This is a genomic window from Halobellus litoreus, from assembly GCF_024464595.1.
In the GTDB taxonomy this organism is placed as follows: domain Archaea; phylum Halobacteriota; class Halobacteria; order Halobacteriales; family Haloferacaceae; genus Haloquadratum; species Haloquadratum litoreum.
The window spans coordinates 198,446-221,197 of record NZ_JANHAW010000004.1; the positions used below are offsets into that span (position 1 = coordinate 198,446).

At 58.4% G+C, this 22,752-nt stretch carries 24 protein-coding genes and 5 pseudogenes; 8 read left to right on the top strand and 21 right to left on the bottom strand.

Going from position 1 to position 22,752, the window contains the following annotated elements; translation table 11 throughout:
* Positions 1 to 3 precede the first annotated feature (3 nt).
* Positions 4 to 369, bottom strand: a complete 366-nt coding sequence (locus NO360_RS17795; protein ID WP_256309189.1) for a DUF7568 family protein — start codon at positions 367 to 369, stop codon at positions 4 to 6.
* A 3-nt stretch (positions 370 to 372) separates the two neighbouring features.
* Positions 373 to 864 carry a DUF7995 family protein gene (locus tag NO360_RS17800; protein ID WP_256309223.1) on the bottom strand — a complete coding sequence of 164 codons (492 nt, stop codon included), beginning with the start codon at positions 862 to 864 and terminating at the stop codon, positions 373 to 375.
* Between the two features lie 57 nt (positions 865 to 921).
* Here NO360_RS17800 and NO360_RS17805 point away from each other — a divergent pair.
* Positions 922 to 2,475 (top strand): annotated as a pseudogene (locus NO360_RS17805) (SLC13 family permease); the annotation flags it as partial.
* Between the two features lie 327 nt (positions 2,476 to 2,802).
* Positions 2,803 to 2,955, top strand: a complete 153-nt coding sequence (locus tag NO360_RS19145) for a DUF7563 family protein (protein WP_425601430.1) — start codon at positions 2,803 to 2,805, stop codon at positions 2,953 to 2,955.
* A gap of 66 nt (positions 2,956 to 3,021) precedes the next feature.
* Here NO360_RS19145 and NO360_RS17810 read toward each other — a convergent pair whose 3' ends face one another.
* On the bottom strand, positions 3,022 to 3,264 hold the full coding sequence (locus tag NO360_RS17810; protein WP_256309190.1) for a hypothetical protein: 243 nt from the start codon (positions 3,262 to 3,264) through the stop codon (positions 3,022 to 3,024).
* 35 nt (positions 3,265 to 3,299) lie between these two features.
* Positions 3,300 to 4,400 (bottom strand): SPFH domain-containing protein, encoded by a 1,101-nt coding sequence (locus NO360_RS17815; protein WP_256309191.1) that lies wholly within the window; start codon positions 4,398 to 4,400, stop codon positions 3,300 to 3,302.
* 298 nt (positions 4,401 to 4,698) lie between these two features.
* Between NO360_RS17815 and NO360_RS17820 the strand changes: the two genes are divergently transcribed.
* A complete protein-coding gene (locus NO360_RS17820) occupies positions 4,699 to 5,172 on the top strand; it encodes a DUF7992 family protein (RefSeq protein WP_256309192.1) in 474 nt (157 codons plus the stop codon).
* A 64-nt stretch (positions 5,173 to 5,236) separates the two neighbouring features.
* Positions 5,237 to 6,097, top strand: coding sequence for a universal stress protein (locus NO360_RS19030; RefSeq protein WP_256309224.1), 861 nt, complete (start codon positions 5,237 to 5,239; stop codon positions 6,095 to 6,097).
* A gap of 101 nt (positions 6,098 to 6,198) precedes the next feature.
* On the opposite strand, the gene NO360_RS17830 is transcribed toward NO360_RS19030, so the two are convergent.
* The 8 genes and pseudogenes from NO360_RS17830 to NO360_RS17865 all read right to left on the bottom strand — a co-directional run bounded on the left by NO360_RS17830 (position 6,199) and on the right by NO360_RS17865 (position 13,546).
* Positions 6,199 to 7,449, bottom strand: a complete 1,251-nt coding sequence (locus tag NO360_RS17830; RefSeq protein WP_256309193.1) for a magnesium transporter — start codon at positions 7,447 to 7,449, stop codon at positions 6,199 to 6,201.
* 103 nt (positions 7,450 to 7,552) lie between these two features.
* On the bottom strand, positions 7,553 to 7,786 hold the full coding sequence (locus NO360_RS17835; RefSeq protein WP_256309194.1) for a hypothetical protein: 234 nt from the start codon (positions 7,784 to 7,786) through the stop codon (positions 7,553 to 7,555).
* A 140-nt stretch (positions 7,787 to 7,926) separates the two neighbouring features.
* Positions 7,927 to 8,916 (bottom strand): sodium:calcium antiporter, encoded by a 990-nt coding sequence (locus tag NO360_RS17840; RefSeq protein WP_256309195.1) that lies wholly within the window; start codon positions 8,914 to 8,916, stop codon positions 7,927 to 7,929.
* Position 8,917: 1 nt separating this feature from the next.
* Positions 8,918 to 9,091: a hypothetical protein gene (locus NO360_RS17845; protein ID WP_181861765.1), complete on the bottom strand. Its 174-nt coding sequence runs from the start codon at positions 9,089 to 9,091 to the stop codon at positions 8,918 to 8,920.
* A gap of 312 nt (positions 9,092 to 9,403) precedes the next feature.
* A pseudogene (locus NO360_RS17850) lies at positions 9,404 to 10,611 on the bottom strand (CBS domain-containing protein).
* 199 nt (positions 10,612 to 10,810) lie between these two features.
* Positions 10,811 to 11,097 (bottom strand): annotated as a pseudogene (locus NO360_RS17855) (DNA-binding protein); the annotation flags it as partial.
* A 40-nt stretch (positions 11,098 to 11,137) separates the two neighbouring features.
* Entirely contained in the window at positions 11,138 to 12,283 is a 1,146-nt protein-coding gene (locus NO360_RS17860; protein WP_256309196.1) for a Fic family protein, read from the bottom strand.
* A 411-nt stretch (positions 12,284 to 12,694) separates the two neighbouring features.
* Positions 12,695 to 13,546 (bottom strand): DNA-binding protein, encoded by an 852-nt coding sequence (locus tag NO360_RS17865; RefSeq protein WP_256309197.1) that lies wholly within the window; start codon positions 13,544 to 13,546, stop codon positions 12,695 to 12,697.
* A 539-nt stretch (positions 13,547 to 14,085) separates the two neighbouring features.
* Here NO360_RS17865 and NO360_RS17870 point away from each other — a divergent pair.
* Both NO360_RS17870 and NO360_RS17875 read left to right on the top strand, forming a co-directional pair.
* Positions 14,086 to 14,484, top strand: coding sequence for a DUF7344 domain-containing protein (locus NO360_RS17870; RefSeq protein ID WP_256309198.1), 399 nt, complete (start codon positions 14,086 to 14,088; stop codon positions 14,482 to 14,484).
* The gene (locus NO360_RS17875) at positions 14,481 to 15,185 is read left to right on the top strand and encodes a DICT sensory domain-containing protein (RefSeq protein WP_256309199.1); all 705 of its coding nucleotides are present in this window, start codon (positions 14,481 to 14,483) and stop codon (positions 15,183 to 15,185) included. The genes NO360_RS17870 and NO360_RS17875 overlap by 4 nt, the downstream gene beginning before the upstream one ends.
* Positions 15,186 to 15,201: 16 nt before the next feature.
* Here NO360_RS17875 and NO360_RS17880 read toward each other — a convergent pair whose 3' ends face one another.
* The 8 genes and pseudogenes from NO360_RS17880 to NO360_RS17910 form a co-directional block, all read right to left on the bottom strand.
* On the bottom strand, positions 15,202 to 15,429 hold the full coding sequence (locus tag NO360_RS17880) for a hypothetical protein (protein ID WP_256309200.1): 228 nt from the start codon (positions 15,427 to 15,429) through the stop codon (positions 15,202 to 15,204).
* Positions 15,429 to 15,680, bottom strand: a complete 252-nt coding sequence (locus tag NO360_RS19180; RefSeq protein WP_486611564.1) for a DUF8150 family protein — start codon at positions 15,678 to 15,680, stop codon at positions 15,429 to 15,431. Before NO360_RS19180 ends, NO360_RS17880 begins: the two co-directional genes overlap by 1 nt.
* A 57-nt stretch (positions 15,681 to 15,737) precedes the next feature.
* The gene (locus NO360_RS17885) at positions 15,738 to 15,908 is read right to left on the bottom strand and encodes a hypothetical protein (RefSeq protein WP_256309201.1); all 171 of its coding nucleotides are present in this window, start codon (positions 15,906 to 15,908) and stop codon (positions 15,738 to 15,740) included.
* A gap of 75 nt (positions 15,909 to 15,983) precedes the next feature.
* The gene (locus NO360_RS17890) at positions 15,984 to 16,853 is read right to left on the bottom strand and encodes a DMT family transporter (protein WP_256309202.1); all 870 of its coding nucleotides are present in this window, start codon (positions 16,851 to 16,853) and stop codon (positions 15,984 to 15,986) included.
* 312 nt (positions 16,854 to 17,165) lie between these two features.
* A complete protein-coding gene (locus tag NO360_RS17895) occupies positions 17,166 to 17,396 on the bottom strand; it encodes a DUF8150 family protein (RefSeq protein ID WP_256309203.1) in 231 nt (76 codons plus the stop codon).
* Positions 17,374 to 17,736 carry a hypothetical protein gene (locus NO360_RS17900; RefSeq protein WP_256309204.1) on the bottom strand — a complete coding sequence of 121 codons (363 nt, stop codon included), beginning with the start codon at positions 17,734 to 17,736 and terminating at the stop codon, positions 17,374 to 17,376. The genes NO360_RS17895 and NO360_RS17900 overlap by 23 nt, the downstream gene beginning before the upstream one ends.
* Before the next feature lie 266 nt (positions 17,737 to 18,002).
* A complete protein-coding gene (locus NO360_RS17905; RefSeq protein ID WP_256309205.1) occupies positions 18,003 to 18,389 on the bottom strand; it encodes an ester cyclase in 387 nt (128 codons plus the stop codon).
* A 372-nt stretch (positions 18,390 to 18,761) separates the two neighbouring features.
* Positions 18,762 to 18,995, bottom strand: a pseudogene (locus NO360_RS17910) (RimK/LysX family protein); the annotation flags it as partial.
* A 68-nt stretch (positions 18,996 to 19,063) separates the two neighbouring features.
* On the opposite strand from NO360_RS17910, the gene NO360_RS17915 reads away from it, so the two are divergent.
* Both NO360_RS17915 and NO360_RS17920 read left to right on the top strand, forming a co-directional pair.
* Positions 19,064 to 21,190 (top strand): hypothetical protein, encoded by a 2,127-nt coding sequence (locus NO360_RS17915; protein ID WP_256309206.1) that lies wholly within the window; start codon positions 19,064 to 19,066, stop codon positions 21,188 to 21,190.
* 2 nt (positions 21,191 to 21,192) lie between these two features.
* Positions 21,193 to 22,158 carry a hypothetical protein gene (locus NO360_RS17920; protein WP_256309207.1) on the top strand — a complete coding sequence of 322 codons (966 nt, stop codon included), beginning with the start codon at positions 21,193 to 21,195 and terminating at the stop codon, positions 22,156 to 22,158.
* 334 nt (positions 22,159 to 22,492) lie between these two features.
* Here the strand turns inward: NO360_RS17920 and NO360_RS17925 are convergent.
* Positions 22,493 to 22,663, bottom strand: a pseudogene (locus NO360_RS17925) (cation:dicarboxylate symporter family transporter); the annotation flags it as partial.
* Positions 22,664 to 22,752 lie beyond the last annotated feature (89 nt).

The following is a 22,752-nucleotide window of genomic DNA, read 5'->3' on the forward strand; positions in this document are numbered from 1 at the left end:
ACCTCAGCGTTCAGCACCGTAGACGATCTTCGAACGAGCTTCGTGGCCACAGTCGGGGCAGTCGAACCATCGCTGGACTTTCGGCCCGTCTGCTGCCTTCTTGTCGACGATAACGTCGTCGTTCGGGCACTCAGGGCAGGTCAGCTCAGGGAGTGGTCTGTATCGAAGAGCGTCCCGAAAGGCTGTCGCCTGCTTCGTCTCGAAGCCACGTGACCAGACCGGATAGCCGTCGACGAGGATTGCTGCCCGCCACTTGTACCGGTAGGAGTCCGGTGCACGATGGAGAACGGCTCGGGCCCCAGTCTCGGTGTTTCGATACGCAAGCGACGGCGTGCGGCTCTTGCGCTTCCAATTTGTGATCCGGGACATCTGTTAGAAGTGGACGTCGGCGGGCACGATCCAGAGCTCCTCGCTCTCCTCCAGCACTTGATCCAGCTGCTCACGGTGACGGATACCGTTCGCATATTCGTTGTACAGGAAGATTGTTGGCCCGTCGTAGGCGCCGACCTGGTGGAAGGCGTGCCGAGCGAGATCTTCGTCGCGCATGATCTCCTCATCGGAAAGTTCGTCAAGTGCCTCCCTCACCCGTTCGAGATTCCGTTCGAACTCCTCTTTCGTCGCCTCCCAGCCACGCTCAAGCAGGTCTTGGCCGGCATCGGAGTCGACGGGGGCTGCAGTCGGCCATTCACCCCATCGCGCCTTCCCCGCAACGGACGTGTCCTCCTCATCGAACGTCACGTGGTAGTCGAAGACGGCGCTGGTATGTGGGTCCGCGCCGACCAGGCGGTCGAACACCGTCTTTCCGGTGGCCAGTGCGTCGTCGTGGGTCGATTCTTCTACCAGAGCGTAAATCACCATATGCATCTCGAACACCTCGAAGCGCCGACGCACCGGGAATGATTGCTCGCTCACTCCTGCTGCGCCGGGACCGACCGACGTAAGCAACTCGCCGCGACGATTGGAGTCACTGGCCCAGTCTCGGGGTTCATCAACAACACGCCGGTCGTCGCGATTCTGGTTCCCGTCATCGCCGATCTCGCACACGAAGGGAAGACCTCGCCCTCGAAGCTCCTGATGCCGCTGTCGTTCGCGTCGATGCTCGGGGGGACGCTCACACTCATCGGAACGTCGACGAACATTCTCGCGAGCGACATCGCGGCCCAACTCGGTGCGGAGTCGCCCGAGCTCGGATTACATGCGTTCGGAATGTTCGAGTTCACCAAACTCGGTATCATTGTCTTCGCCGTCGGAGCCCTCTATCTCATGACGATCGGCGTTCGGCTCCTTCCCGAACGAATCCCGGCTGACGAGGACCTCGTCGAGGAGTACGCGCTTCAGGAATACCTCGCGGACGTCGTCGTCCCGGCGAACTCACCACTAATCGGCCAGACCGTCCGGGAAGCACTCGGCGACGACGACCTCGATATCGACGTGTTACAGCTGATTCGCTACGGCGAGCAGTTCGACGAACCGCTCGCTCGAAAGGAGATACACGAAAACGATACGCTCCGGCTCAGGACGAACCGAGAGACGCTCGAGTACATCATGGATGCGGAAGGACTCACACTATTGGGAGGTCCGCAAACCGAGGACGACCTGCACCCGGAGGAGGAAGAACCGGTGCTCGTCGAAGTCGTCATCCCGTCCGGATCGTTTCTCGTTGGCGAAACGCTGGCGAGTTCGTCGTTTCGACAGCGCTACGACGCGAACGTGCTCGCCTTTCGAACCCGTGGAGACGTCGTCCGGAATCAGTTCGAGGACATCCGCATTCGCGTCGGCGACACGCTCTTAGTCCAAGCACCGCCCGACAGCCTCACACGACTCGTCGAGAACGAGGATTTCATCGTCGCCCACGAGTTCGACGAGATGAGCTACCGGAGCGAGAAGATACCGTTCGCAGTCGGCATCATCGCCGGCGTGGTCGCACTGCCGGCGTTGAACATCTTCCCGATCGTCGTCTCGGCACTCGCTGGTGTCGTGGCGATGATTTTCACCGGCGTTCTCAAGCCGACAGAACTCTACTCCTCCGTCGAGTGGAACGTGATCTTCCTTCTCGCCGGCGTCATCCCGCTCGGTATCGCCTTACAACAGACGGGCGCTGCGGCGCTGCTCGGCGATGCCGTCGCTGCGACGTCGGTGTTCCTGCCACCGATCGGCGTCCTGTGGGTCTTCTACCTCGCGACCGGGCTGTAGACGAGCGTCATCAGCAACAACGCGAGCGTCGTGTTGATGATCCCAGTGGCTGCCAACGCCGCCCAGTCGATCGGGGCGAACGCGTTCGCGTTCGTTCTGGCGGTCACGTTCGCCGCCTCGACGGCGTTCATGACGCCCGTCGGCTACCAGACGAATCTCTTCGTCTACGGGCCCGGGGGGTACACGTTCTCGGACTTCATTCGGGTCGGTGCCCCGTTGCAGTTCGTCCTTTCGATCGTTACCGTCCTCGGAATCGCGTTCTTCTGGGGCGTCCGTGTATGATACGTGTCTTCCCCCACCCCCGAAACACGGGCAAAGGACACCGCGCTCGTCCTGTAGAATCGAGCCCACTGCGTTCCGTTACCATTTCGGGAGTCTCGCACTCACTCGGACACCTCCCGTAGTGTTGCCGTGTGGCTACGGCGGTCTCGGTATCCGACGGTGCCGAGTAGAGGTGCGGCTTCGATCGTAGCAAACATCGACGACCGGGAAGCGAACACGGCTGTCGGCCCGGCAGTCGAATCGAAGCGGTCGAGTGTCACCGAAATAAGAACATTGCTGAAGAGAGTAACTGCCGCAAATTATGAGCGTGAGCATTCTGGAGTCGGTATGCCCGAGTGCGATAACTGTGATTCCTTCGTGACCGAACGGTACGTTCGTGTGTTTGCCCCGGCACATCTCGACACCGTACGGGTGTGCCCGCGCTGTGAAGATTTAGTTCGAGACGGCAACGAGACGCGCACGGCGCGCTCGACGCGGTAGCGGTCCAGCTCTCGACGCTGTTCGTCGCGACACGGCACGTCGAGGACATCGACGGGACGGACCCCGTCACGCGCTGGCGACAGGGTCGTTCATGAACGCGAACGCTACCTCCTTCGCCGCTTCTAGGTCGGCGGCGGTCCCGAGGTCACCGTCCCGCCCCGAGCGATGTACTATGTATTCCCAGACGTTGTCCCCGTCGATGACCTCGTTGATGTACACTGCGCTTCTGGTGTCTTCCTGTCGATAGAGAACCGTGGTGTAGTCCCGGCCTATGAGTTCGTCGTATATCGTCCGCTCGGTCTCCAACACCCAGCCAGTCGGTGGAGTTCGGTCGGACGTCACGGTCAGTCGTTCGTCTCCTCGGCCACGTGGTCGGCACTCACGGCGTCCGAAGCCCCGTCCTTGACCGCCTTGGCCTGTTGTTCTAGCTCTTCGACGTCCATCTCCGCGGCCCGGTCGATTTCGCCGAGGATCTCCTTGATGTCGTCGAGTCCGACGAGTTCGCGCGTCTCGGCGTCGAACTGGAGGCTGTCTAGTTGCTGTCCGTCGGCCTCCACGTCGCTCCCCGTGAGGAGCTTGCCGTACCGGCCGACGAGCGAGGTGAGTTCCTGCGGGATGACGAACGTCGTCGATTCACCCTGTCCGATCGCTTCGAGCGTGTCCATCCCCTTGTCGATGATCGCACGCTCCCCCATCGACTCCGCGGACTTCGCGCGCAGCACCGTCGAAATCGCGTCACCCTGTGCCTCGAGGATCTGGCTCTGCTTTTCGCCTTGCGCTCGAATGATGTTCGACTGCTTGTCCCCTTCGGCTTTCTCGACGGCACTCCGGCGTTCGCCCTGTGCTTCGAGGATCGTCGCCCGACGTCGCCGTTCCGCGCCGGTTTGCTGTTCCATCGCGTTCTGCACCTCCGGACTGGGATTGACCTCTCGGACTTCGACTGACTCGATGCGAATCCCCCACTCATCGGTCGGTTCGTCGAGTTCCTTGCGAATGCGAGCGTTGATCTCCTGGCGCTTGTTCAGCGTCTCGTCGAGTTCCATGTCGCCGATGACCGCCCGGAGCGTGGTCTGGGCGAGGTTCGAGACGGCGGTCTTGTAGTCCTCGACCTCCAGGAACGCCTTCTTCGCGTCCATCACGCGGAGATAGACGACGGCATCCGCCGTCACGGGGGAGTTGTCCCGCGTGATCGCCTCCTGTCGGGGCACGTCCATCGTCTGCGTACGCATGTCGAACGTGTATGTGCGCGAGACGAACGGCGGGACGAAGTTGATGCCCGGCTCGATCAAGCCGCGATACTCGCCGAACACGGTGAGTGCCTCCTTGTCGTAGGCATCGACGATCCGCACCATCTGCCAGACCGTTACGATTGCCAGCACCAGTACGAACAGGCCAACTATCGTTACCTCGAAAGTCGAAACCTGCAGCGGGACCGGGTCGTACATGTGTTGCGTATTCGCTCCGTGACTACATCAAGCGACGATATTTTCACATCCTGCGGGTTTTCATTATTAGAGTAACATTATGGCGCCGTGTTCAACGGTATAGAAGTCAAAACACCACGTAGTCGAGAGCTATCGTAGCGTTTGGAACTGTTCGCACACCCGATCGCAAGACCGCACGCGATCGGGTGTGCAGTGGCGTATAAAGCTACTACACTCTAGGAATCCAACGTGAGCGCAGAAGTCGGAGGTTCCGAACATCGTTACCGGTCTTTATTGTATTGACGGGTCAACATATGGTATGGCAATCGACGTAGCAGTTCCGGAACCCCCAGACCTCTCGAATCGAGGGAAGCCACGCGACTTCGAGTTGCAGGACGAGACGCTCGGGTCAGAGGACTTCTACCGGGAGGATCTCGAAGACCTGCTCCAGGAGGGGGCGTGGACGGAAGGGTTCAACGAGTGGACCGAGTACACGGGCCTCAACGAAGAGCAGGTTCGAATCATCAGCGATCTCGGCCTGTTCCAGGCGTTCGACTTCTACTGGGACCCCACCGACGACCGGCTTCGCTTCGACGCCCCGACGCTACCGGACGACTGGCGGGAGCGAGACGCGACCGAGTCGCTCGATTCGAGCACGGTTTCGATGATCGACGCCGCGTTACAGGATCTCGGCCGAGCCATCCACGAGACGCTGGAGGACTACCTCGAACGGAACGAGGAAGCCTCCGATTTTGGCTGGGGGAAAGAGACGTACGGCAAACGAGGTGAGTGACCCTTGTGTGAGTACGTGCTACCGCGAACTGTAGATACCAATAGAGGAACCCATATGCGACCACATTCTCCTCCCGACAGACGGAAGTACCGCGACCGAACAGGCCGTCAGCCACGGGCTCGGTCTCGCCCGGACTTCCGACGCGACGGTTCACGCGCTGTACGTGACCGACGAGAGCGAGTTCTCGGCCGTTACAGACGCCTCGGCGCACGAGCAACTGCGGTTCTCAGTAGAGAAGCTGGGACGGCGAGCGACCACCGACATCGCAGAGACGGCCGCCGAGTTCGATCTGACGGCCGAGCACGAACTCCGGCAGGGAACGCCCTACGAGGAGATATTCGACCACGTCGTCGAACAGAACATCGACCTCGTGGCGATGGGAACGCACGGTCAGGCCGGAGTCGGACCGGACCTCGGCAGTACGACGCTCAGAGTCGTTCGAAACGCCGATGTGCCCGTGCTGACGGTCCGATTCCGCGAGGACATCGACATCGATGTGGCGAACTACTACGAGGTCTACGACGATGTCCTCGTGGCAACTGACGGGAGTGACGGGTCGATGGTCGCCGCCGAACAGGGGATCGACATCGCCGAGATGTACGGTGCAACGGTGCACGCCCTCTACGTCGTGGACACGAACACCTACGCCTACGAGGACGTCCCCCGGAGCATCGTCGGACTCCTCAAAGAGAGCGGGAACACTGCGCTAGACGAGATCGCAGCGATGGGCCGCGAACGAGGAGTCGAAGTGGAGACGCCGATCCGGCGCGGACGGCCGTCCCGAGAACTCCTCAACTACGTCGACGAGAACGACGTGGACCTCGTCACGCTGGGCGCACATGGTCGCACGAGCGAGGTCCATCTCGGGAGTACCACCGAGCGCGTGATCCGAATGTCAAGGCAACCAACGCTCTCGGTCCAATGAAGGGACCGGATACCCCATCGCTCCTCGGTGACGACCACGAAGCGTTCGAGGCATAGAATGGGAGTCCATGCGAAATTTTCGGACCTTGACGCAGAGTCAATTCACAGGAGCACGATTTGCGCCAGTCCGAGGAAAATAAAGAATCCGAGGACGTCAGTCGCCATCGTGATGAAGACGGTCGCAGACGTGGCCGGATCGTAGCCGAGCCGATCTAGACTGAGCGGGACGAGCGCACCGAAGAACCCGGCGATGACGAGATTCAGCACCATCGCGATGCCGATGACCAGCCCAAACAAAGGACTCTGATTGACCAGAGTGGCGATGACGGCCACGATACCACCGGTAATCACGCCGTTTGCACCCCCCGCAAGCACCTCGTTGCCGATGGCGCGCCTCCCAGTCCGAAGCGAGATTTGATCCAGCGCGATTCCGCGGACCGTCACGGCCATCGACTGCGTGCCGGCGTTCCCACCCATCCCGGCCACGATCGGCATGTAGATCGCCAGCAGCGTCAACGCCGCGATCGTTTCTTCGAATAGCCCGACAGTCGCCGCAGCGAGAAAGCCGCCCCCGAGGTTGATAATGAGCCACTTGTACCGCCGGCGGATCTTCTCGAGGGCCCCATCGAGAACGCTCTCCTGCTCGTCGACACCGGTGAATTCATAGAGCGTCTGGCCGACCTCTTCCTCGATGGCTCGCAAGAGGTCGTCCGCGTAGATGACTCCGAGAATCCTGTCGTCTTCATCAAGGACGACGATTTTACTCTGAGGATTGGCCCTGAACACCGCGATGACCTCCGAGTTGGGCTGTGCGTATCGGACCGTGGGGGTGGGGCGAAGATACTCGGTGATGTCCGCCCGCCCGTGACCAGCCAGGACCAGGGTGTGGCCAGGTAATTCCCCCATCACCTCGTCGTCATCGGTGACGAAGACGGTAGGGAAGCGCCCAGTTCGGGCCTCGTGGCGCCGGACGAGCTGTGCGACCTCCTCGAATCCCTGGTCCCTGTCGACGGTGACGTAGTCGAGATCCATCATACCGGCGGCACTGTCCGGGCTGAATTTCAGGAGGAACTCGATCCGCTCTCGTCGGTCGGTATCGAGCTGACTGAGCACGGCCTCCTGAGTGTCCCCGTCGAGCAATCCGATCACGTCGGTCGCATCGTCGGGGTCGAGTCGGCGGACGAATTGCCGTACTTCCTGACGATCTATGCCGTCGAGTACGTCTCGCTGAATCGACTCGGGTAACTGGAAGAACACGACTCGTTGTCGTGTCCACGGCAGTGCCTGAAACTCCTCACCTGGTCTCTCCGAGATGGCAATCTGCTGTTGGACGTCAATCGTGGGTTCTTGCATACGGTTACCTCACCCCGCGTCGCATGAATCTAGAACGCGGACGTGACGTAGCGTAGTCTGGAGGCTCGAACTAATACTGGGTGACACGTCGCGCATCGTTTTTTCATCCCTGAGATCGCTCGTGTTCTTGGGCGAGGTCGAGAAACACGTCGTCCTCTAGACCACACTCCGGACAAGTATGCACGAAGTGGAGGCCATCCTCGTCACGCTTTTCTATGCGCCACTCCGACCGGGCACGGGCGACATTTCCACACTCCTTGCAGCGTTTTGGATGATCCTGAAGGTACGTCTGCATGAAATCGATGAACGACTGCGTTCCATGGCGGTGCGTCGGCATACGTTGTTCATTCGAGGTGTATGCGTATCAGCGTGTTCACCCCTTTGGCACTCTCGCAGCTCGTTCAGTTGAACCGTCCAGTAGCGAGGGAGTGACAGGGAGGATCGTTCATCCCGGTGCGGCGGCGACGTTCCGACCGTCTACTGCCCTGGGAACAACACTAGCCGGCCCGCCAGGAAAGCGAAGTACAGCCCCAGCATATAGCCGCCCTCTGTCCGTGTGAACTCTCCCTCTCGCCAGTACAACGCCCAGCCGAGCAGTCCCACGCCGGCGATTAATTTGAACGGGAGGTCCCACAGGACGACGGCCGACGGGACGGAGTAGGTCGAGAGAGCACCGCCGAGGCCGATGCCGACGAGAGGGTTGACGATGTTGCTCCCGACGAGGGTCCCGAGCGCGACGTGGGGCGACCGCCGACGGATGGCGTCCATCACGGCCGTCAGCTCTGGCAATGCGGCGGCCACGCCGATAGTTACGACACCGACCATAGAGCCACCGATGGCAAGCGTATCGACGACTACCTCGACGACCGAGAGCAGGAGCGAGGCGGAGAGCAAGACGAGGACGAGCAGGCCCGTGGCAACCACAGTGTCTCGACGTGGATTTTTACTCGGGGCCTCTCTGAGTGATTGGGTTGGCTCTCGTCGAGCGATTATCACGCCGACGTAGATCAGGTAGAGGCCCAGTAGCAGGACGCCGTCGAGTCGACTAATCGTTCCATCCCAGGCGACCAATATGGTCGCACTGATCGCACCCAGCATCGGCAGATAGCTCTCGTAGACGAACGTCCGGGAGACGTGAACGGTCCCATACCCGATGAGAAGAATGCCGACGAGCAGGAACTGCTGGACGGTCGAAGAGCCGGTGTTCCCGCCGATGACGACAGCCGAGGTAACTTGGTACTCGAGGACGCCGGAGAGTATTCCGAGTGACGCGACGAGGTGAGAGCTGAGTTCCGGAAGACTCGTTCCCAACGCAAGGACGGTCATACCGACGAGGACCTCGTCGACGTCGTAGTACTCGGCGAGCGCTAGCAGCCGGCCGATCGCCCGACTCGCTGCAGTCACGAGCGTGTACAACGCGACCGTCCCGATAGCAATCTGTGTCAGCAACGCGCCCGAGACAGGCATATTAACGCTCGGCCAGCCAGGTGTCGTCCCAGTCTCGTTCGTAGTCAGGGTCGAAGGGCTCTAAGGTCCAGACCGGACAGTTCTCGCACTCCCAGACTCTGTAGACCGTTCCGTCTCGAATCACGACCCCGACAGACGCCCAGGTGTGGGTTTCACAGGTCGGGGCCTCAGACATATATGGACCAACAGACGGTTGCTGTCCGAAAAAGCCTTTCCGCAGGTCCAATCAGTAGTCGCTGCCCGCACAGACACCCTAGGAACCCCGAATCGACGTAAGTAGGGACGTGGTATGCACTTGTCCATTCTGGCCGATGGGAGCCACGAATTACGAGAAGCCTCTGAGACCGATGGCTGTGCCGACTATTGCGAGTCGGGAAGGGAACCGCGATTCCGACCACTCAGATTGCTATGAACTGTTCTGACTCTGCGACTGGAAGAAATACCCCGCGGTGGGGATGCCATCGAGAGTGGTCTGGACATCGTGTATTCACCCCCCGAGCCACCAGCCGTAGAGCTGTTCCTGCTCGTCAGTGTCGGGATGCTTTTTCGACTGGCCGTAGGTCTTTCCCTTGAGAAGTTGGCGTTCGACAGCGTTCGCGGCGAGCCGAAGCGCGTGGGAGGCACCGTACCCCTCCCCATCGGCCGTGAAGTAGCCGCGGTCGGTGACCAGTCGAATCCGTGCCAGCACCAGCGGCATACCTCGGCTCTGTTCCTTGTGCTCCTGGAGTTCGATGCTGGCCTTGATCACGCTCATCTCGCCATACTTCGAAGCTATGCTCTCGATCAACGCCGAGACGTCGTCGTAGTCCATCCCTTCCAACAGGTCGAGCCCAAACACCTGCACGGCGTTCCGGTCCTCGCGCCCCCAGGTGAGTGCCTCGATGACGTCCGTCTTCGTGATGATCCCGACCGGCTCGTCGGTGTCATCGGCCGTGACGACGAGCGAGGAGATTTCCTGCTCGAACATCGTCTCGACGACCTCGTCGAGCGATGCGCTCCGCTCGACCGTCGCGACCGCGTCGGACATCAGGTTCCGGACCGGCAGGTCGAGCATCCGGTCGGCGTCGCCCTCGCGCGCGCCGAACCCACCGCGGTTCTGTCTACCGCCACCGCGGCCACCGAAGCCGCTTGACGACCCGCCCTGGCTCTTGGTGCCGCCGCGGGTCGTGAACTCGACGACGTCGTACAGGCTCACCACTCCCACGAGATCGTCCCCGTCGACGACTGGGAGATGAGCGATGCCAGCCTCTCGAAGCAGATTGAGCGCTTTCCCGATCGTTGTTTCAGGGGCTGCGCTGACCAATTCCGCCGTATAAGCGTCGTCAACGGTCGCTGCGTCGAGAAACGGTCGGACCGCCTCGAGCACGGCATCGCCAGTCACTACACCGACGACACGGCCGTCATCAAGCACGGGAAGCGTTTTGACGTCGCTCCCGATCATGAGTCGCGCGACCTCGCGGACGTCCTCGGTACGCTCGACAGTCGGAACGTGCTGTACCTGTGAGCCGATCTTTGCAGAGGGCTGGTTGGACGAGGAAGCCAGTTGTCGGCGAGTCACGATACCACGATAGTCGTCGCCATCCGTGACGACGACGGCATCGAGTTCCTGATTCTCGAATGCCCCGGCGCCTTCGAGAGCGGTGTACCGATGTCGAACTCGGTGTAGTTTGTCGAGAGGATCTCTGAGATGTCTATGTGTAACTCTCTACTGGGAGGGACGCTGGACGGTTATGCTTGTTCCACCCCTGATTGTGGAGGGAGAGACGCGAGAAGCATGTTTGTGTATTTTGCGTCGGCCGCATGCATTGAGACCATTAGTCTCAACTACTGAAAATATAGTCGCGGCAACTGGCTATATCCACCATCGACCGCGCTCAGGGAGCATTAAGATACTCTACCCAGTGACGGCTACTGAGACGCGCCCGTTGTACCAGTTCTTCGTTGCTCCGTGAATACGCACGCGCTCGCTCTCTTCGATCCACGATGCCTCCGAAGTCTTCTGACGATCACACGGGTTTGGCCACTGTCGTCGGCAACGAGTCCGACTTGAGTGATGGTTGGATGGGACGGATCTCAGGGAGTCTTCACACGACCGTCGATTCTCACCTCGTTGCGATCGATATCTTCGAGCTTCCCGGTGGGAACCACCTGTCCGGGCGTCATCTGTAACTCCTCGAACACCGTATTGGTGTACACGTCGCCACTGTCGCTTTGCTCCGCGTTATTGGAGAATGTCGAAGACTTCGACTGCTTTGTACTCTTTCCCGCGTTCTTTCCCAGTCACTTCCTCAATGACACCATCCGATTCGAGGTCGTCGACGACCTTGTAGGCGGTCCGGCGTGAGACGTCGAGATACTCCACGAGATCTGGAGCCGTAAAATACGGATACTGGAGTAACTGCCGAGCGAACGCGTCCGTATTCGTACTGCCTGAGTACTCCTTCTCATAGCGCCCTTGGAGATCGCGAAGTCGGTGCGTCCGGTCGTACGATATCTCAGCTTGACTTCGGAGTCCTTCGAGGAAGAACCTGAGCCATTCGTCCCACGCACCGTCCTCACTCACCGCACGCATCCGCTCGACGTATTCGACCTTGTGACGATTGAAGTACGCGCTCGGGTAGATATACGGACTTTCGAGGTATCCTTTGCTTGCCAAATACAGAATAATGAGCAGTCGACCGAGTCGACCGTTTCCATCCGAGAAGGGGTGTACTGTCTCGAAAAAATAGTGGATGATAGCGGCGTCGATGAGGGGATGGTACTGCCCACCCATCTGTATGTACGACTCAAGTGAGTTCATGAGTCCAGTGAGCCCCTCCGGAGTTGGCGGGACGAATGGGCGTTGTCCTTGCTGTGGGCTCGTGAGATGAACCATATGGTCGCGGAAGTCACCGACGACGTCACCCTCGTTTCGGACATCCTCAAGCAGCATCGAATGGAGTTCTTTGATAAGCGAGAGCGTTATCGACGCTCCGCTCTCGACTTTTTCCAGACCGTACGTGAGCGCCGTCTCGTAATCGAGGGCCTCTTTCAGGTCTTTCTCGATTGTCGCGCCAGCCCCCCCAGAGGGATGCTTTGTATGGTACGCTTCGACATCTTGATACGCGACATCTGCTCCTTCGATACGTGCTGACTCAACGGCCTCGATACGTATGAGAGAGGTGTAGAGAACTGCGGAGAAGTCGACTGTCGAGCTGATACCGTCGACACGACCGATTTGATACGCTGTATCGGCTACCAGATCCTGCGTTTGTTCGGAGAGTTCGAGCTTCGGTTCTACCGGGAGCGGCTCCGGTGAATAATATGGATTTGGATGATAGGGGACGTATTTTCCCGGTGCACTATCGGGAAGCTCTTCGATGGGCATTTCGCTGGTACCACTATTAGTCTCCACTGGTATAGGTGTTTTTATAGCAAGTATACGTGGGGCCAGTAGTAGATGTATCGTGGAAAAATAAGCGCGAATAGTATACTTGTGAACACCGGCAGGACTTCTATATCTATCTGGTATATAAATAGGTATACTAACACTGTGGCTTTCGGGGCTACTGTGTCACGATCGCGCTGCTGTTACACATCTAATGGGCCCGCCGAGTGTGGGGTCGGATCCTCCGGTGGCTGACTCATCTAGGCCGAAATCAGCACTTCAAGTGCTACGCTTGAACTCAAGGTCGTGGCTGCGCGCGCAGCGAAGCGAGCACGGAGCGGAGGGTGGGGAGGTGGGGTCTGGGTCGGTCCGGCACGTAGCAAAAAAGAAAGCCGCGACGACTGGCTATTCCTACCACCGACCGCGCTCAGGAAAATGTACGGTGCTCCACCCGGTGAGCGCTATGGAAACGCGCCCGTTGTACCAGTTCTTCGCCGCCCCATGAATACGAACACGCTCGCTCTCTTCGATCCACGGAGCATCTGACGCCTCCCAGATCGTCACCCGCGTCTGGCCACTGTCGTCCGCAATGAGTCCGACCTGAGCGATACTCGGATGTGAGGGATCCCACAACTGCGTCACAGTCCCCTCAATACTCACCTCTTTGCGATTGACGCTCTCGAGCTTCCCGATTGGAACTATCTGTCCCGACGCCGTCTGCAACTCCTCGAACACCCCGACGACCGCGCTCATCAGGTCTTTCCCGCCGACGACGGCTTCACCCAGCCGCCGGCCAATCGCTGCTCTCGACCAGCCATCCAGCTTCTCTGCCAGCCGCATCGACTGCGTGTTTACCGCCGCCAACTGCTCTTGCGTGAGTTCTGTTCGAGGATCGTCTCGCTCTGGGTCCATCCGCGGGTCCACACTTGCCGCCCGCTTCTGGAACCCTCTACGCCGCGCAGCACTCCGCTTCGCTGCGATGTCTCGCGTCCGCTCTTCGCGACCATCTTGCGTTCCCACTTTCGCCTTGGCACTGATGCGCTCCAGCTCGGCCTCCCGCGCTCGAATGCGCTCTTCCTGTTCGAGGGTCACACCGTAAATCCGCTCGTCATTGGTGTCGACCATCCCGTCCGGGTGGTTCGCATCGACCTTTGCCTGCACCTCCATCTGCACTGTCGCCCGGAACTCCGGCGTCTCATCGACGACCTCGAAGCCCTCTTCATCGACCGAAACTACATCACTGGTGACGTTCTTACTTGACATTGGTATCTCCCAAAGGTACCATCGAAGGCGCTCACTCGGCGTCTTCTTCCGACACCACGACTCTCCAGCCGTGGCTGTCCACAACGACCAACTCAACCATCGCGCGCTCTCGCTCGCGCCTTCGTGAGCGCCCCCTGGGGCGCGAGCGAGAGCGCGCCAAAGGGAGGCCCCCCAACCAGCACCGCGCGTCGACCCGTCCAGAGCAAGCGTCCAGCGGAGAAAGCGTGGGGGGGTGAGCAGCGACGCCGCGCAACCCCTCGCGCTTTCCCGCTGGCGTCGAGGGCACATGCATTTTAGCCCGGCAGGAACCGCACCCACTGGAGCGGAAGCCCGCCCGGAATGGCCGGTCGCGAGCGACGCGGAGGGCGGAATGCGGCGAGCGGGGCGGGCTAATGTACTTTATATTGGATCTCAAATATTGTACGGTTTAAACTATGAAATATGGACGTATGGATAGAACTTGTATAAATCAAGATAGTATAATTTGATACTTGGCGTCCAGAGACAGCTATTTGTTTATCGGTGACATACATCATTATATGGGTGGATCAGAAAAAAACGCCGGCAAACGAGATTCTGCGGAAGCGGGAGAGCCCTCCCCGCGATTTGCGCAGGATGAGTTCTACCGGGCGCTTGCTTCATGCCACCGTCGACGGCTGCTCTATTATTTATTCGATAATAATGATTGTACAATTGAAGAACTTACATCGGTCCTTAGTGGTTGGGAAGCTACTACGTCAGGAGCAATGCAAACCACGACAGACCGATCGAAGCTTCGTCTCGGATTAGTACACAGTCACTTGCCTCAACTTGCCGAGATTGGTCTGATAGACTACGATATGGATGAAGGTACCGTCAAACTTGAACCGCTTCATCCCCAAGTCGAACTCATTATCGAGCAGAGTATCGAGGCCGAACAGCTTGTAGAATCGGAATGACGTTCGCCTCCTTGATTGATGAGCTTGGAGAGCAGAACTATCAGGTTACCGTCTATAGGAGCGGTGAACGCACCGAAATTGAAAGGTGGCTTGCCAATCACGGCGTCTCCGTTGAGTCCCGTCCGCTGTCCGACAAAGGTCCAGAGCCATTCATCGAAATCGAAGTCGATGATGAAGTTGTAGGTACTATTGGGATAGCGGCAATTGAAGGGCTACTCGAACCACCGATCCGTCGCCCTGACGATCGAAGCGAGGTCTCTACGGGATATCATGCGCTTTTTGAGATATTTGATCAGACTGTGTTTTCCGGGATGAATCGTCAGGAACTTCTTACAGTGAGTCGAGAAATTGAGGACCGCGCGTTTCGTGTCGGCAAAGGTACCTTGCGAGTGAGTTTTCAAACACTTTCGACGTTCAGATCGCAGGTGGAAGTGTATCGAGCTCTTGGAACTGAAACGAATCTCAACATTCACATCTATGGTGTTGATGACTGGGCCCCCCCAGCGATTACTGGAATCACCTACCACTCCGAAGATTCGGCGTCGTTCAATCCCTACTGGGTTCTTGCATTTGACGGTGGATCTGATGAGACACAAGCCTGCGGCTTGGTTGCCGAAGAACATTCAGACGAATACACTGGCTTTTGGACGAACAATGCTACAGCTGTCGAGAACATCATAGCAGCGTTCAAAACTGCGTGACTTAGTCGGGGATCGCTCAGCAATCGTCGTCGGACCCGGTGTCGACTGTCGTCACGTTCCCCCGGTAGATGTCGATGTCGTCGGGGGCCGCGAGATCGAGTGGCTCGTCCTCGAGGTCAGTTTTGAGGAGTCGGAGTCGCTTGGCGGACTTGGCACCAACGAGGACTGTGAGCTGGTCAACGGTAAGCCCGTCATTGTAGAACGTCGTTGCGACCGTCTTCGGAAGCGGGTCTCCGCCGGTCATCAGTTGCGGAGCTGATCGCGGGCAGCCGTAAACCGAACTAGACCTGTATTGCCAGCGGCAGCCAGAGCGTTTGCCGACTGGAGCTGGGAGTCGATGAGCTGATTCTGCTGGCGTGACCACTCACTATCGTCGTGCGTCCGAACGTACTCGGCCCACTGTTTGATCATCGCACGCCTTTGCTCCGTGTTCCGACGTTGATTGTCCTCAAACCCGTTTGAGTTCAGCATCGTAGTCCTCCTCTCCAAGCTCATTGACGCATACTGGCTGCTCCGTCGATAGCCACGGAAGCACTAAGTAAGCGTGACAAATTACTCGTCTTCGAGTGCTGCATAGATCTCCGCGTAGCGGCGGCCGTCAAGCTTCCCCATCTCGAGGGCGATCTCGCGACGTTCGGCATCGCTCTCGGCCGCCTGATACCGCTCGTAGAGCTGGCGGACCTCGTCGTTGACCGCCGCCGAGGAATCGGTGCTGGACGCCATTGGCCTGAAGGAGCAGATACCTCAAAACAGTCTGTTGGCCTCACGAGCGGCCAACGCGACTCTGCGGCCGGTCGCTCACACTATCTCTTCACGCTGAATGAAGAGCACGCTAGCTACGACGAGCGTGCCGCCGACGACCGTGACGACTGAAACGGGCTCTCCCAATACCAACGCCCCCAAGCCGACGGTCACGCCCGGTTCGGCGGTGCTGATGACGCTCGCTCGACTCGCACCGATCTTTGCGATGCCAGCGAAGAACGTGAGTACAGGGACTACCGTCGCCAGAATCGCAATCCCGAGGACCGCCCCCCACGCTGTTGGGGTAGCCGGTATCGTCAACGATCCCGTTCCGGCACCGAACACGAGGAAACTGAGGGCGGCCGCTGGCAACACGAAGGCTGTCAGCGTCTCTGCGGACACCGCCGTGAGCGCACGCTGACTGACGAGGATGTAAAACGAATACGCACACGCCGCTCCGAGGACGACGGCGACGCCGCGGGGGTCCACACCGGCCGGGTCGACGCCGGTGATGAGTGCGACGCCGCCGATCGAGAGCACTAATGCGGCGACTAGCGGCGGCGTCACGCGATCGGGATGGACGACCGCGGTGAGGACGACGACGAACGCCGGATACGTGTAGAGGACGATCGCGACCATCCCAGCGGTCATAAACTCGAGGCCGTAGAAATACAGCGCGCTCTGGGTCGCGTACCCACCTGCACCGAGCGCGAAGGCGATCGCGACGATCCGTCTGCTCGGAATTTGCAGTCGCCCGCGCGACCAGAGGAAAGTCCAAACGAGCACCGAAGCGAGTGCGAACCGGAGCGCAAGCACCGTGGGTATGGATAGCTCTTCCTCGGCGGCAATGACGCCGAAAATCCCCAGCGTCCCGAACCCAACTGCGGAGGCAACCACGAGTGCAATTCCGACCGTCTCATCGTCCATACACCAACGCCGTGACCGGGTTTCAAAGTGCTACTGATCTGGAAGCTCGTTCTTTCAGTTCTGGTACCAATCGAGTGGGCCAGCGGTCGGGCATTCGGTACCGGAGTCGCGGTCTCGACCGTCTTCACGCCGCTCCGTGGACGTCGACGTCGTCGGGCACAGCGAGATCGAGTGGTTCGCCCTCGAGATCCGTGTTGAGAAGATGAAGCCGCTTGGCAGACTTGGCACCAACTAGGGTCGTGAGCTGGTCACCGGTGAGCCCGGCATTGTGGTACGTAGTTGCGCTCGCCTTCGGAAGCGAGTCTCCGCTGCTCACCGGTCGCGCAGTCGATCGCGAGCGGCTGCAAACCGAACTGGATCCGTATCGCCAGCCGCAGCGATCTCGTTTGCCGACTGGAGCTGCGAGTTGATGAGCCGATTCTGTTGGCGTGACCACTCCTCGTCTTCGTGCGTCCGAACGTACTCGGCCCAGCGCTTGATCATCGCACGCCTTTGCTCCGTGTTCCGACGTTGATTGTCCTCAAACTCGTTTGAGTTCAGCATAGTAGTCCTCCACTCCAAGCTCGTTGACGTACATTTCGAGCTGCTCCGTGTTAAATCGTTCCTCGAAAGTCAGGTACAGGTGAAGTGCATCCTCGAAGTCCTTCCCGCTGAGGTTGTCTGCAGATTGGGCAAGCCGGAGCTTGTACGCGATTTGGAGTTCAAGCGGACTGATCTCGATCTGCCGATCATCGAATGTAACCGTAAGGGGGTTCGAGAGGGCCTCACGCTCTACGTCGTTTGAAACAAACCACGTCTCGAAATTCGGGTACATCTCCCCTTCTTCGGCAATCCGGATGCGGCTCCCCTCGCTTAGCATCGAATACATCTCATCAAGCGGCATCGCCATCCCCCAGTACCCTTGATCTTTGAGTTCAGTAACCAACTGCTCAGTCTCTGTTTCAGACAGCGACTCCAGAATGACGCCGATGTCCTCTGTCGATCGAGATCGCCCCCAAACCGATCTGAGCGGCTGTATGAGAAGTACGCGCCTCTCTCTTGCAGAGACTTGACGAACTACCAAGTGGCAGTCAGTAACGGCGTGCAAGACTCAGAGGGTGAGTTCGGCATCGAAGCCTAAGGAGCCGAGCGTCGAGAAGAGCGGAATCGCTACTCCGTCGGGAAGCCCAGCTGCTCGGCAATCTCCAAGGGATTGTAGTACATCCGTTCTTCCTGGACTTTGCCGTCCGCGATGACGAACTTCGACATCCCCCTGTGCTCGAACGTGCGGCCAGTCGGGGAAAGATCATTGAATTCGCCTTCGTGCGTGCCCGTTGCCGTCCACTCAATCATGACTATCTCGTCGTCTTCGAGCAAGGCCTCGGCGGTGATGGTGAAGTCGGGGAATGCGCTCCGGAGTTCACGGACGTATGCTTCGAAGTCGTCCCGTCCGTGCACTGCGCCGCCGGGGGCGCTTGGCTCGTAGGCCACAAAGGAATCGGAGACCGAGTTTATATTGGAGTACTCTCCATGCCACAGCGCGAGGTAGTCACTCATAAGCTGTTCGTGTCTGGTAGAGACGAGTGCAGTCATAGCTTGATTAACCTGATTGATCTTACGGACGGGGGAGTTTAGTAATGGAGATCGTACCGGCGCGGCACGTCCAAGTTACTGGGATGTTCCCGGCTGACTCCTCGGCGCAAACGCTCATTGGCTTGCCTGCCTTGCAAACCGAATGAACAGGGGTTACGCTTCAGTTCCAGCTATCGCTCTCTACACGTCGTCGGAGGGGCGAGACTCGCGCCTTGTACGGCAATCTGAACATCATCTGATACTGGCAGGAAACCCAGCGATCGGTTCGCAGTTCTCATCGACCGGCTGTTTCACACGGTCTTATGTCTGAACAATAGGATTTCAACAGAGCCGGGCAACAGTATGTTGGTCACCACCAATTCCGACGACGAAATCGACAACCGGTCGCGACTTGGATTGTTTAGAACTCCCCGATCAGACTCGATAGAGTGTGTGTATCGGGCCGGCACCGATATCTGCGGCAAGTTCAATACCGACGCTCGTTCTCGCAGCCCCTGAGTCTGATTTAGCAACGACGGTCTTCATTCCACTTGTTCCGCGGATCACGACCTCCTCAGTAAACCCAATGATAATCGTATTTGAATAACATTACTACTGGTACTTGGATGATAACAATGATACGTACTACCGTTAGCTCTATGCCCGAATTATCAACCGAATTGATTCGAGCAGCCAATGACGATATCGAGCGGTATCAGTACCGGGTCGAGCAGGTGATCGAAGAGACGACCGAGTGGATATTCGAAGTCGGGATGGATCGCGTTGATTCGAGACAACACGTTTTGATCGGAACGGATTGGGAGTCGTTTCCTGAAGCCGAGATTCACCAAGAGGCTGAAACAGGAGTCGGTAGAATTGTCGCTACTGACGCGTGGTTTCCAACTGAGCAGCAATCGATTCCGGATCTGTTAACGCGATTTGTCGAACTACTCGACGAACACGAACATTCCGAGGTTGAAGAGAACGGTGATGGGTGGGTCGTCCGCTACGACCTTGATTCGATACCCTTACCCATTCGCGATCGGCCACATGAGTTCTTCCGGGAGGTCTTCGGCGCTCCAGGAGAAATGGTCGATCAAGAGTTTCTCACCACTGTCGCCGAGATAACCTCGACCTTGACTGGGTCAGCCGAAATCACCATCGATCGTGACTCGATTATCCAGGAAGCACGAGTCGAACTTGACGTCGATGGCAAAAAAACCGAAACGCGATTCGGATTCGAATCGTTTGGCGCACAGATTCCCCTCTCTCCACAGGTGGAACTCGACCCTGAGGCGCCGTCGGTCACGCCTGGGTCACTGTTATTCCAGTTCGATTCCATTGGCGGATGGAGCGAAGGGAAATCCCACGCGCCGTGGGCCCAACGGACGCTCGATGCACTTGAGGCCGCGGACATAGGGGACGCCTACAAGGATATCTATGACGATTCCTGGAGTATTGCGCCTTTTACTGAGTCCGACGCGCGCCCGCCCAGCAACCAGAAACCGTCTCGGCACGTCCATCACCCGATTGTACTCGGATCTTATTATGAGGACAGAGAAGGTGAATTTAACCCCTTCTACCGAGACTGGTTCGACAACGTTCCAGCGTTTATCCAGACCCCGAATTTCCGACCTGGTGACTACAAGCGCTCTTATCACCATTACGGCGGGGAAGCGACAGGTCTTGAGTACAAGTTTTATTTCGAGGCCCATGGTCCGCCACCGAGACCGAAGGGCGATCGATTCTACAGCGCTCGCGACTGGGGATTCGGCGGGAATCGGATCGACGAGAGTCTGAACAAACTCACGTTCACAGGAGCGATCCAACAGTACAACCGGTACTCGAAAGCGGGCACCCGCAACGCTCTCCTGATGATAGGGCACTTGCTGCACCTGCTACAGTATCAAGAGATGCCCGACCACGCACAGCTGGTGCCCCACCCAGCCAGCTCGAAGACTGAAAAAGAGGCGTATCGTCTCTTCGAGTACTGCCATTTCCTCGCCACGGAAGCGGCGCTCGCCGCCTGTGCAGCCTGCTGGGCCGCATGCGGGCTGTGTATGGCAGGGGTCTTCGAAGCAACCGAGGTCGCCTGCTGGGCGGGAGCGGAAGATGATGAGGTTGGGTACGAACGGCTGATTGGTGATGTGGAGGTGGGATCGGGCGCGGATCGACACCAGGTATGGTCACTCGACCGGGTCAGAAATAGTATCAATGCCACCAGGGTTCGTCCGGAAGCGCGAGATCCACAGTATACCTACGATCAGTTCTTCAAGGATCTGAGCGACTACGCGAAAGCCCGCGCCGAGCATTACGATCTTGATTCCCCACTTGGCCTAGGATGGCTCAAACTCATCCCGCCGATTCCGGGCTGTGACCCGGATATCGATACTGACGACCCCGGGCAGTACGAACCGTACCTAGAACTGACCGACGACCTAGTTCCGCGTATCGTCAGCTACAGTGCAGGCTTCCTGCAGTACTGCTACGAGGTAGTCAACCACCCCCGATCCTTGAGGACGTGGCGGTCGCGAAGGGAGTCGGCGGCTTGGAGCCCGAGGGATTCGCGGAGTTCGCTTCCACTCTGCAAGGCGGGAAGTGTGCCGCGGTTTCTGTTCGGTACTCAGCTTCCTGGCTTCAGACTGGTGACGGCCGACGGCTCGAGGTCGATACCAATGAGGTGCTCAGTCCAGATCATGAAGCCTATCTCTTCCTCCGGTTTGGGCCCCGGATTGACGGTCTGGGGTGCAAATCCGTCACCGACGACTCGCTTGAGGTCGAACTGATTATGCCAGCGACGGGTGAATCAGTGGTCGTCGAGATGCAGGAAGCGACCGACGAAGATAACGAACCCTACTACTGGGGATCGTTCCAGCCCCCTATCCCCGGTCAACAGACTGAGGAACTGGATCTGACGGTTACGGCCGAGGACGCGACAGCCCATCTTGAGCGGCGCACCGAACCGGGTTCGATGCTCGATTCGAACCCAGAGATGATGGCAACTGTCGACGAATCCGCTCTATGGGATTTTCCGTTACGGGACTACCAACCCGGAGCTGATACAAACCACACCATACGGGTCGCACCACGGATGGAGGCCGAAGCAGTGGCGAACGACAGGTTCGAGGAAGCAGCTGCGATCCACTGCGGCATCTCTACAACGATTCTTGAGAGTCCCGACGCCGTCACGATGACGGATTCACTACATAATGCCTCGGACGAAGACTACTACGATGTTACGTTCGACGTGGACGTTTACGATCGTGAGGTGACTAACCGCCGGACTCAAGACCTCGGTGCCGGCTTGTTCGTGGAAATCCTCCCACCGACCATCGGAATTGAGATCGAAGAGACCTATGGTGCCTGTGTTGATGTGGGCATCTACGATTCAACAGAGACGGTCTTCAGGGAGGTTCCCAAAGCGGATGTCGTCGTCATCCAGAACGCAGCGACCGAATTCGAGGATCAATCTTTCTACCTCGTCGTTCGCAATCACGACTTCGCTAGCCAGGGGCCATTGTCATATTCGGTCAAAATGGAGTATCGGCCCGTGAGCGGTGTCGTGAAGGGTCGGCTCTTATATCGCTTCTGGGAAGAAACGCCGTGGGGCGAACGAGAGGGGATATTTGTCCAGGGTGACCCACCCGAGTCGATAGTGTATCAGCGCCCAGGTGACCTAATATCGGATCTCACGCAGTATATCCCTCACCAACTTCGGGCACTCAATATCAAGGGACGACGGGAGCATTACTGACAGGAAGCGATAGCGGCTGTAGATATCGGTCGCGCTGCCCAGCAGTTCGGCTTGAACGAGGAAGCGAGCATACTTTTTCGACGGGGTGCGGGGCGGTTCGAACAGATTGGCCTCGAAGAACGAGCAAATACCGTTCGAGAACAGCTGCGCGAACTTGAATCTCGACCCTGAGTCGATGGCTATCGATATCCACGACCCACCATAGGTGCTCGAACCCAGATTGAATCGAGTCCCACTTGGCTCTCTGCGGAATCTAACCTCGTATTTAGCAACTCGTTCATAACAGGTATAGTATGATTTAAGTATATCTGTGCTACGTGCGTTCCCTGTACTCGATTGGGACTACCAGCATCCTGAGTAGCCGGACGAACAGGTCACCGAGTGGAGCGAGAACTGTCGCAGGTTCGCCGACTACTAGGCCCACGAGAGAGCCGAGGACAAACGCAGCACCGATCCGATAGATAATCGGGACGCTCCGGTATCGTCTCCAGAGTGAGAGCGCCATACTCAAACCCTGCGTTCGTAAGCGTCCTAATAGTTGACCGGCACTGAGTTCGTCAGCAAAATCTATGTTACAGTCTATCGAAATAAACG

Excerpts from the sequence above, each read along its gene's own strand:
- NO360_RS17905 (WP_256309205.1), bottom strand. The coding sequence starts at position 18,389 with ATGAGTGACTACCTCGCGCTGTGGCATGGAGAGTACTCCAATATAAAC.
- NO360_RS17795 (WP_256309189.1), bottom strand. The coding sequence starts at position 369 with ATGTCCCGGATCACAAATTGGAAGCGCAAGAGCCGCACGCCGTCGCTT.
- NO360_RS19145 (WP_425601430.1), top strand. The coding sequence starts at position 2,803 with ATGCCCGAGTGCGATAACTGTGATTCCTTCGTGACCGAACGGTACGTT.
- NO360_RS17815 (WP_256309191.1), bottom strand. The coding sequence starts at position 4,400 with ATGTACGACCCGGTCCCGCTGCAGGTTTCGACTTTCGAGGTAACGATA.
- NO360_RS17895 (WP_256309203.1), bottom strand. The coding sequence starts at position 17,396 with ATGCTGAACTCAAACGAGTTTGAGGACAATCAACGTCGGAACACGGAG.
- NO360_RS17875 (WP_256309199.1), top strand. The coding sequence starts at position 14,481 with ATGACGTTCGCCTCCTTGATTGATGAGCTTGGAGAGCAGAACTATCAG.
- NO360_RS17835 (WP_256309194.1), bottom strand. The coding sequence starts at position 7,786 with ATGCCGACGCACCGCCATGGAACGCAGTCGTTCATCGATTTCATGCAG.
- NO360_RS17870 (WP_256309198.1), top strand. The coding sequence starts at position 14,086 with ATGGGTGGATCAGAAAAAAACGCCGGCAAACGAGATTCTGCGGAAGCG.
- NO360_RS17915 (WP_256309206.1), top strand. The coding sequence starts at position 19,064 with ATGCCCGAATTATCAACCGAATTGATTCGAGCAGCCAATGACGATATC.
- NO360_RS17820 (WP_256309192.1), top strand. The coding sequence starts at position 4,699 with ATGGCAATCGACGTAGCAGTTCCGGAACCCCCAGACCTCTCGAATCGA.
- NO360_RS17900 (WP_256309204.1), bottom strand. The coding sequence starts at position 17,736 with ATGCCGCTTGATGAGATGTATTCGATGCTAAGCGAGGGGAGCCGCATC.
- NO360_RS17840 (WP_256309195.1), bottom strand. The coding sequence starts at position 8,916 with ATGCCTGTCTCGGGCGCGTTGCTGACACAGATTGCTATCGGGACGGTC.
- NO360_RS17885 (WP_256309201.1), bottom strand. The coding sequence starts at position 15,908 with ATGGCGTCCAGCACCGATTCCTCGGCGGCGGTCAACGACGAGGTCCGC.
- NO360_RS17890 (WP_256309202.1), bottom strand. The coding sequence starts at position 16,853 with ATGGACGATGAGACGGTCGGAATTGCACTCGTGGTTGCCTCCGCAGTT.
- NO360_RS19180 (WP_486611564.1), bottom strand. The coding sequence starts at position 15,680 with ATGAGCTTGGAGAGGAGGACTACGATGCTGAACTCAAACGGGTTTGAG.
- NO360_RS17845 (WP_181861765.1), bottom strand. The coding sequence starts at position 9,091 with ATGTCTGAGGCCCCGACCTGTGAAACCCACACCTGGGCGTCTGTCGGG.
- NO360_RS17880 (WP_256309200.1), bottom strand. The coding sequence starts at position 15,429 with ATGACCGGCGGAGACCCGCTTCCGAAGACGGTCGCAACGACGTTCTAC.
- NO360_RS17860 (WP_256309196.1), bottom strand. The coding sequence starts at position 12,283 with ATGCCCATCGAAGAGCTTCCCGATAGTGCACCGGGAAAATACGTCCCC.
- NO360_RS17865 (WP_256309197.1), bottom strand. The coding sequence starts at position 13,546 with ATGTCAAGTAAGAACGTCACCAGTGATGTAGTTTCGGTCGATGAAGAG.
- NO360_RS17830 (WP_256309193.1), bottom strand. The coding sequence starts at position 7,449 with ATGCAAGAACCCACGATTGACGTCCAACAGCAGATTGCCATCTCGGAG.
- NO360_RS17800 (WP_256309223.1), bottom strand. The coding sequence starts at position 864 with ATGCATATGGTGATTTACGCTCTGGTAGAAGAATCGACCCACGACGAC.
- NO360_RS17920 (WP_256309207.1), top strand. The coding sequence starts at position 21,193 with ATGCCAGCGACGGGTGAATCAGTGGTCGTCGAGATGCAGGAAGCGACC.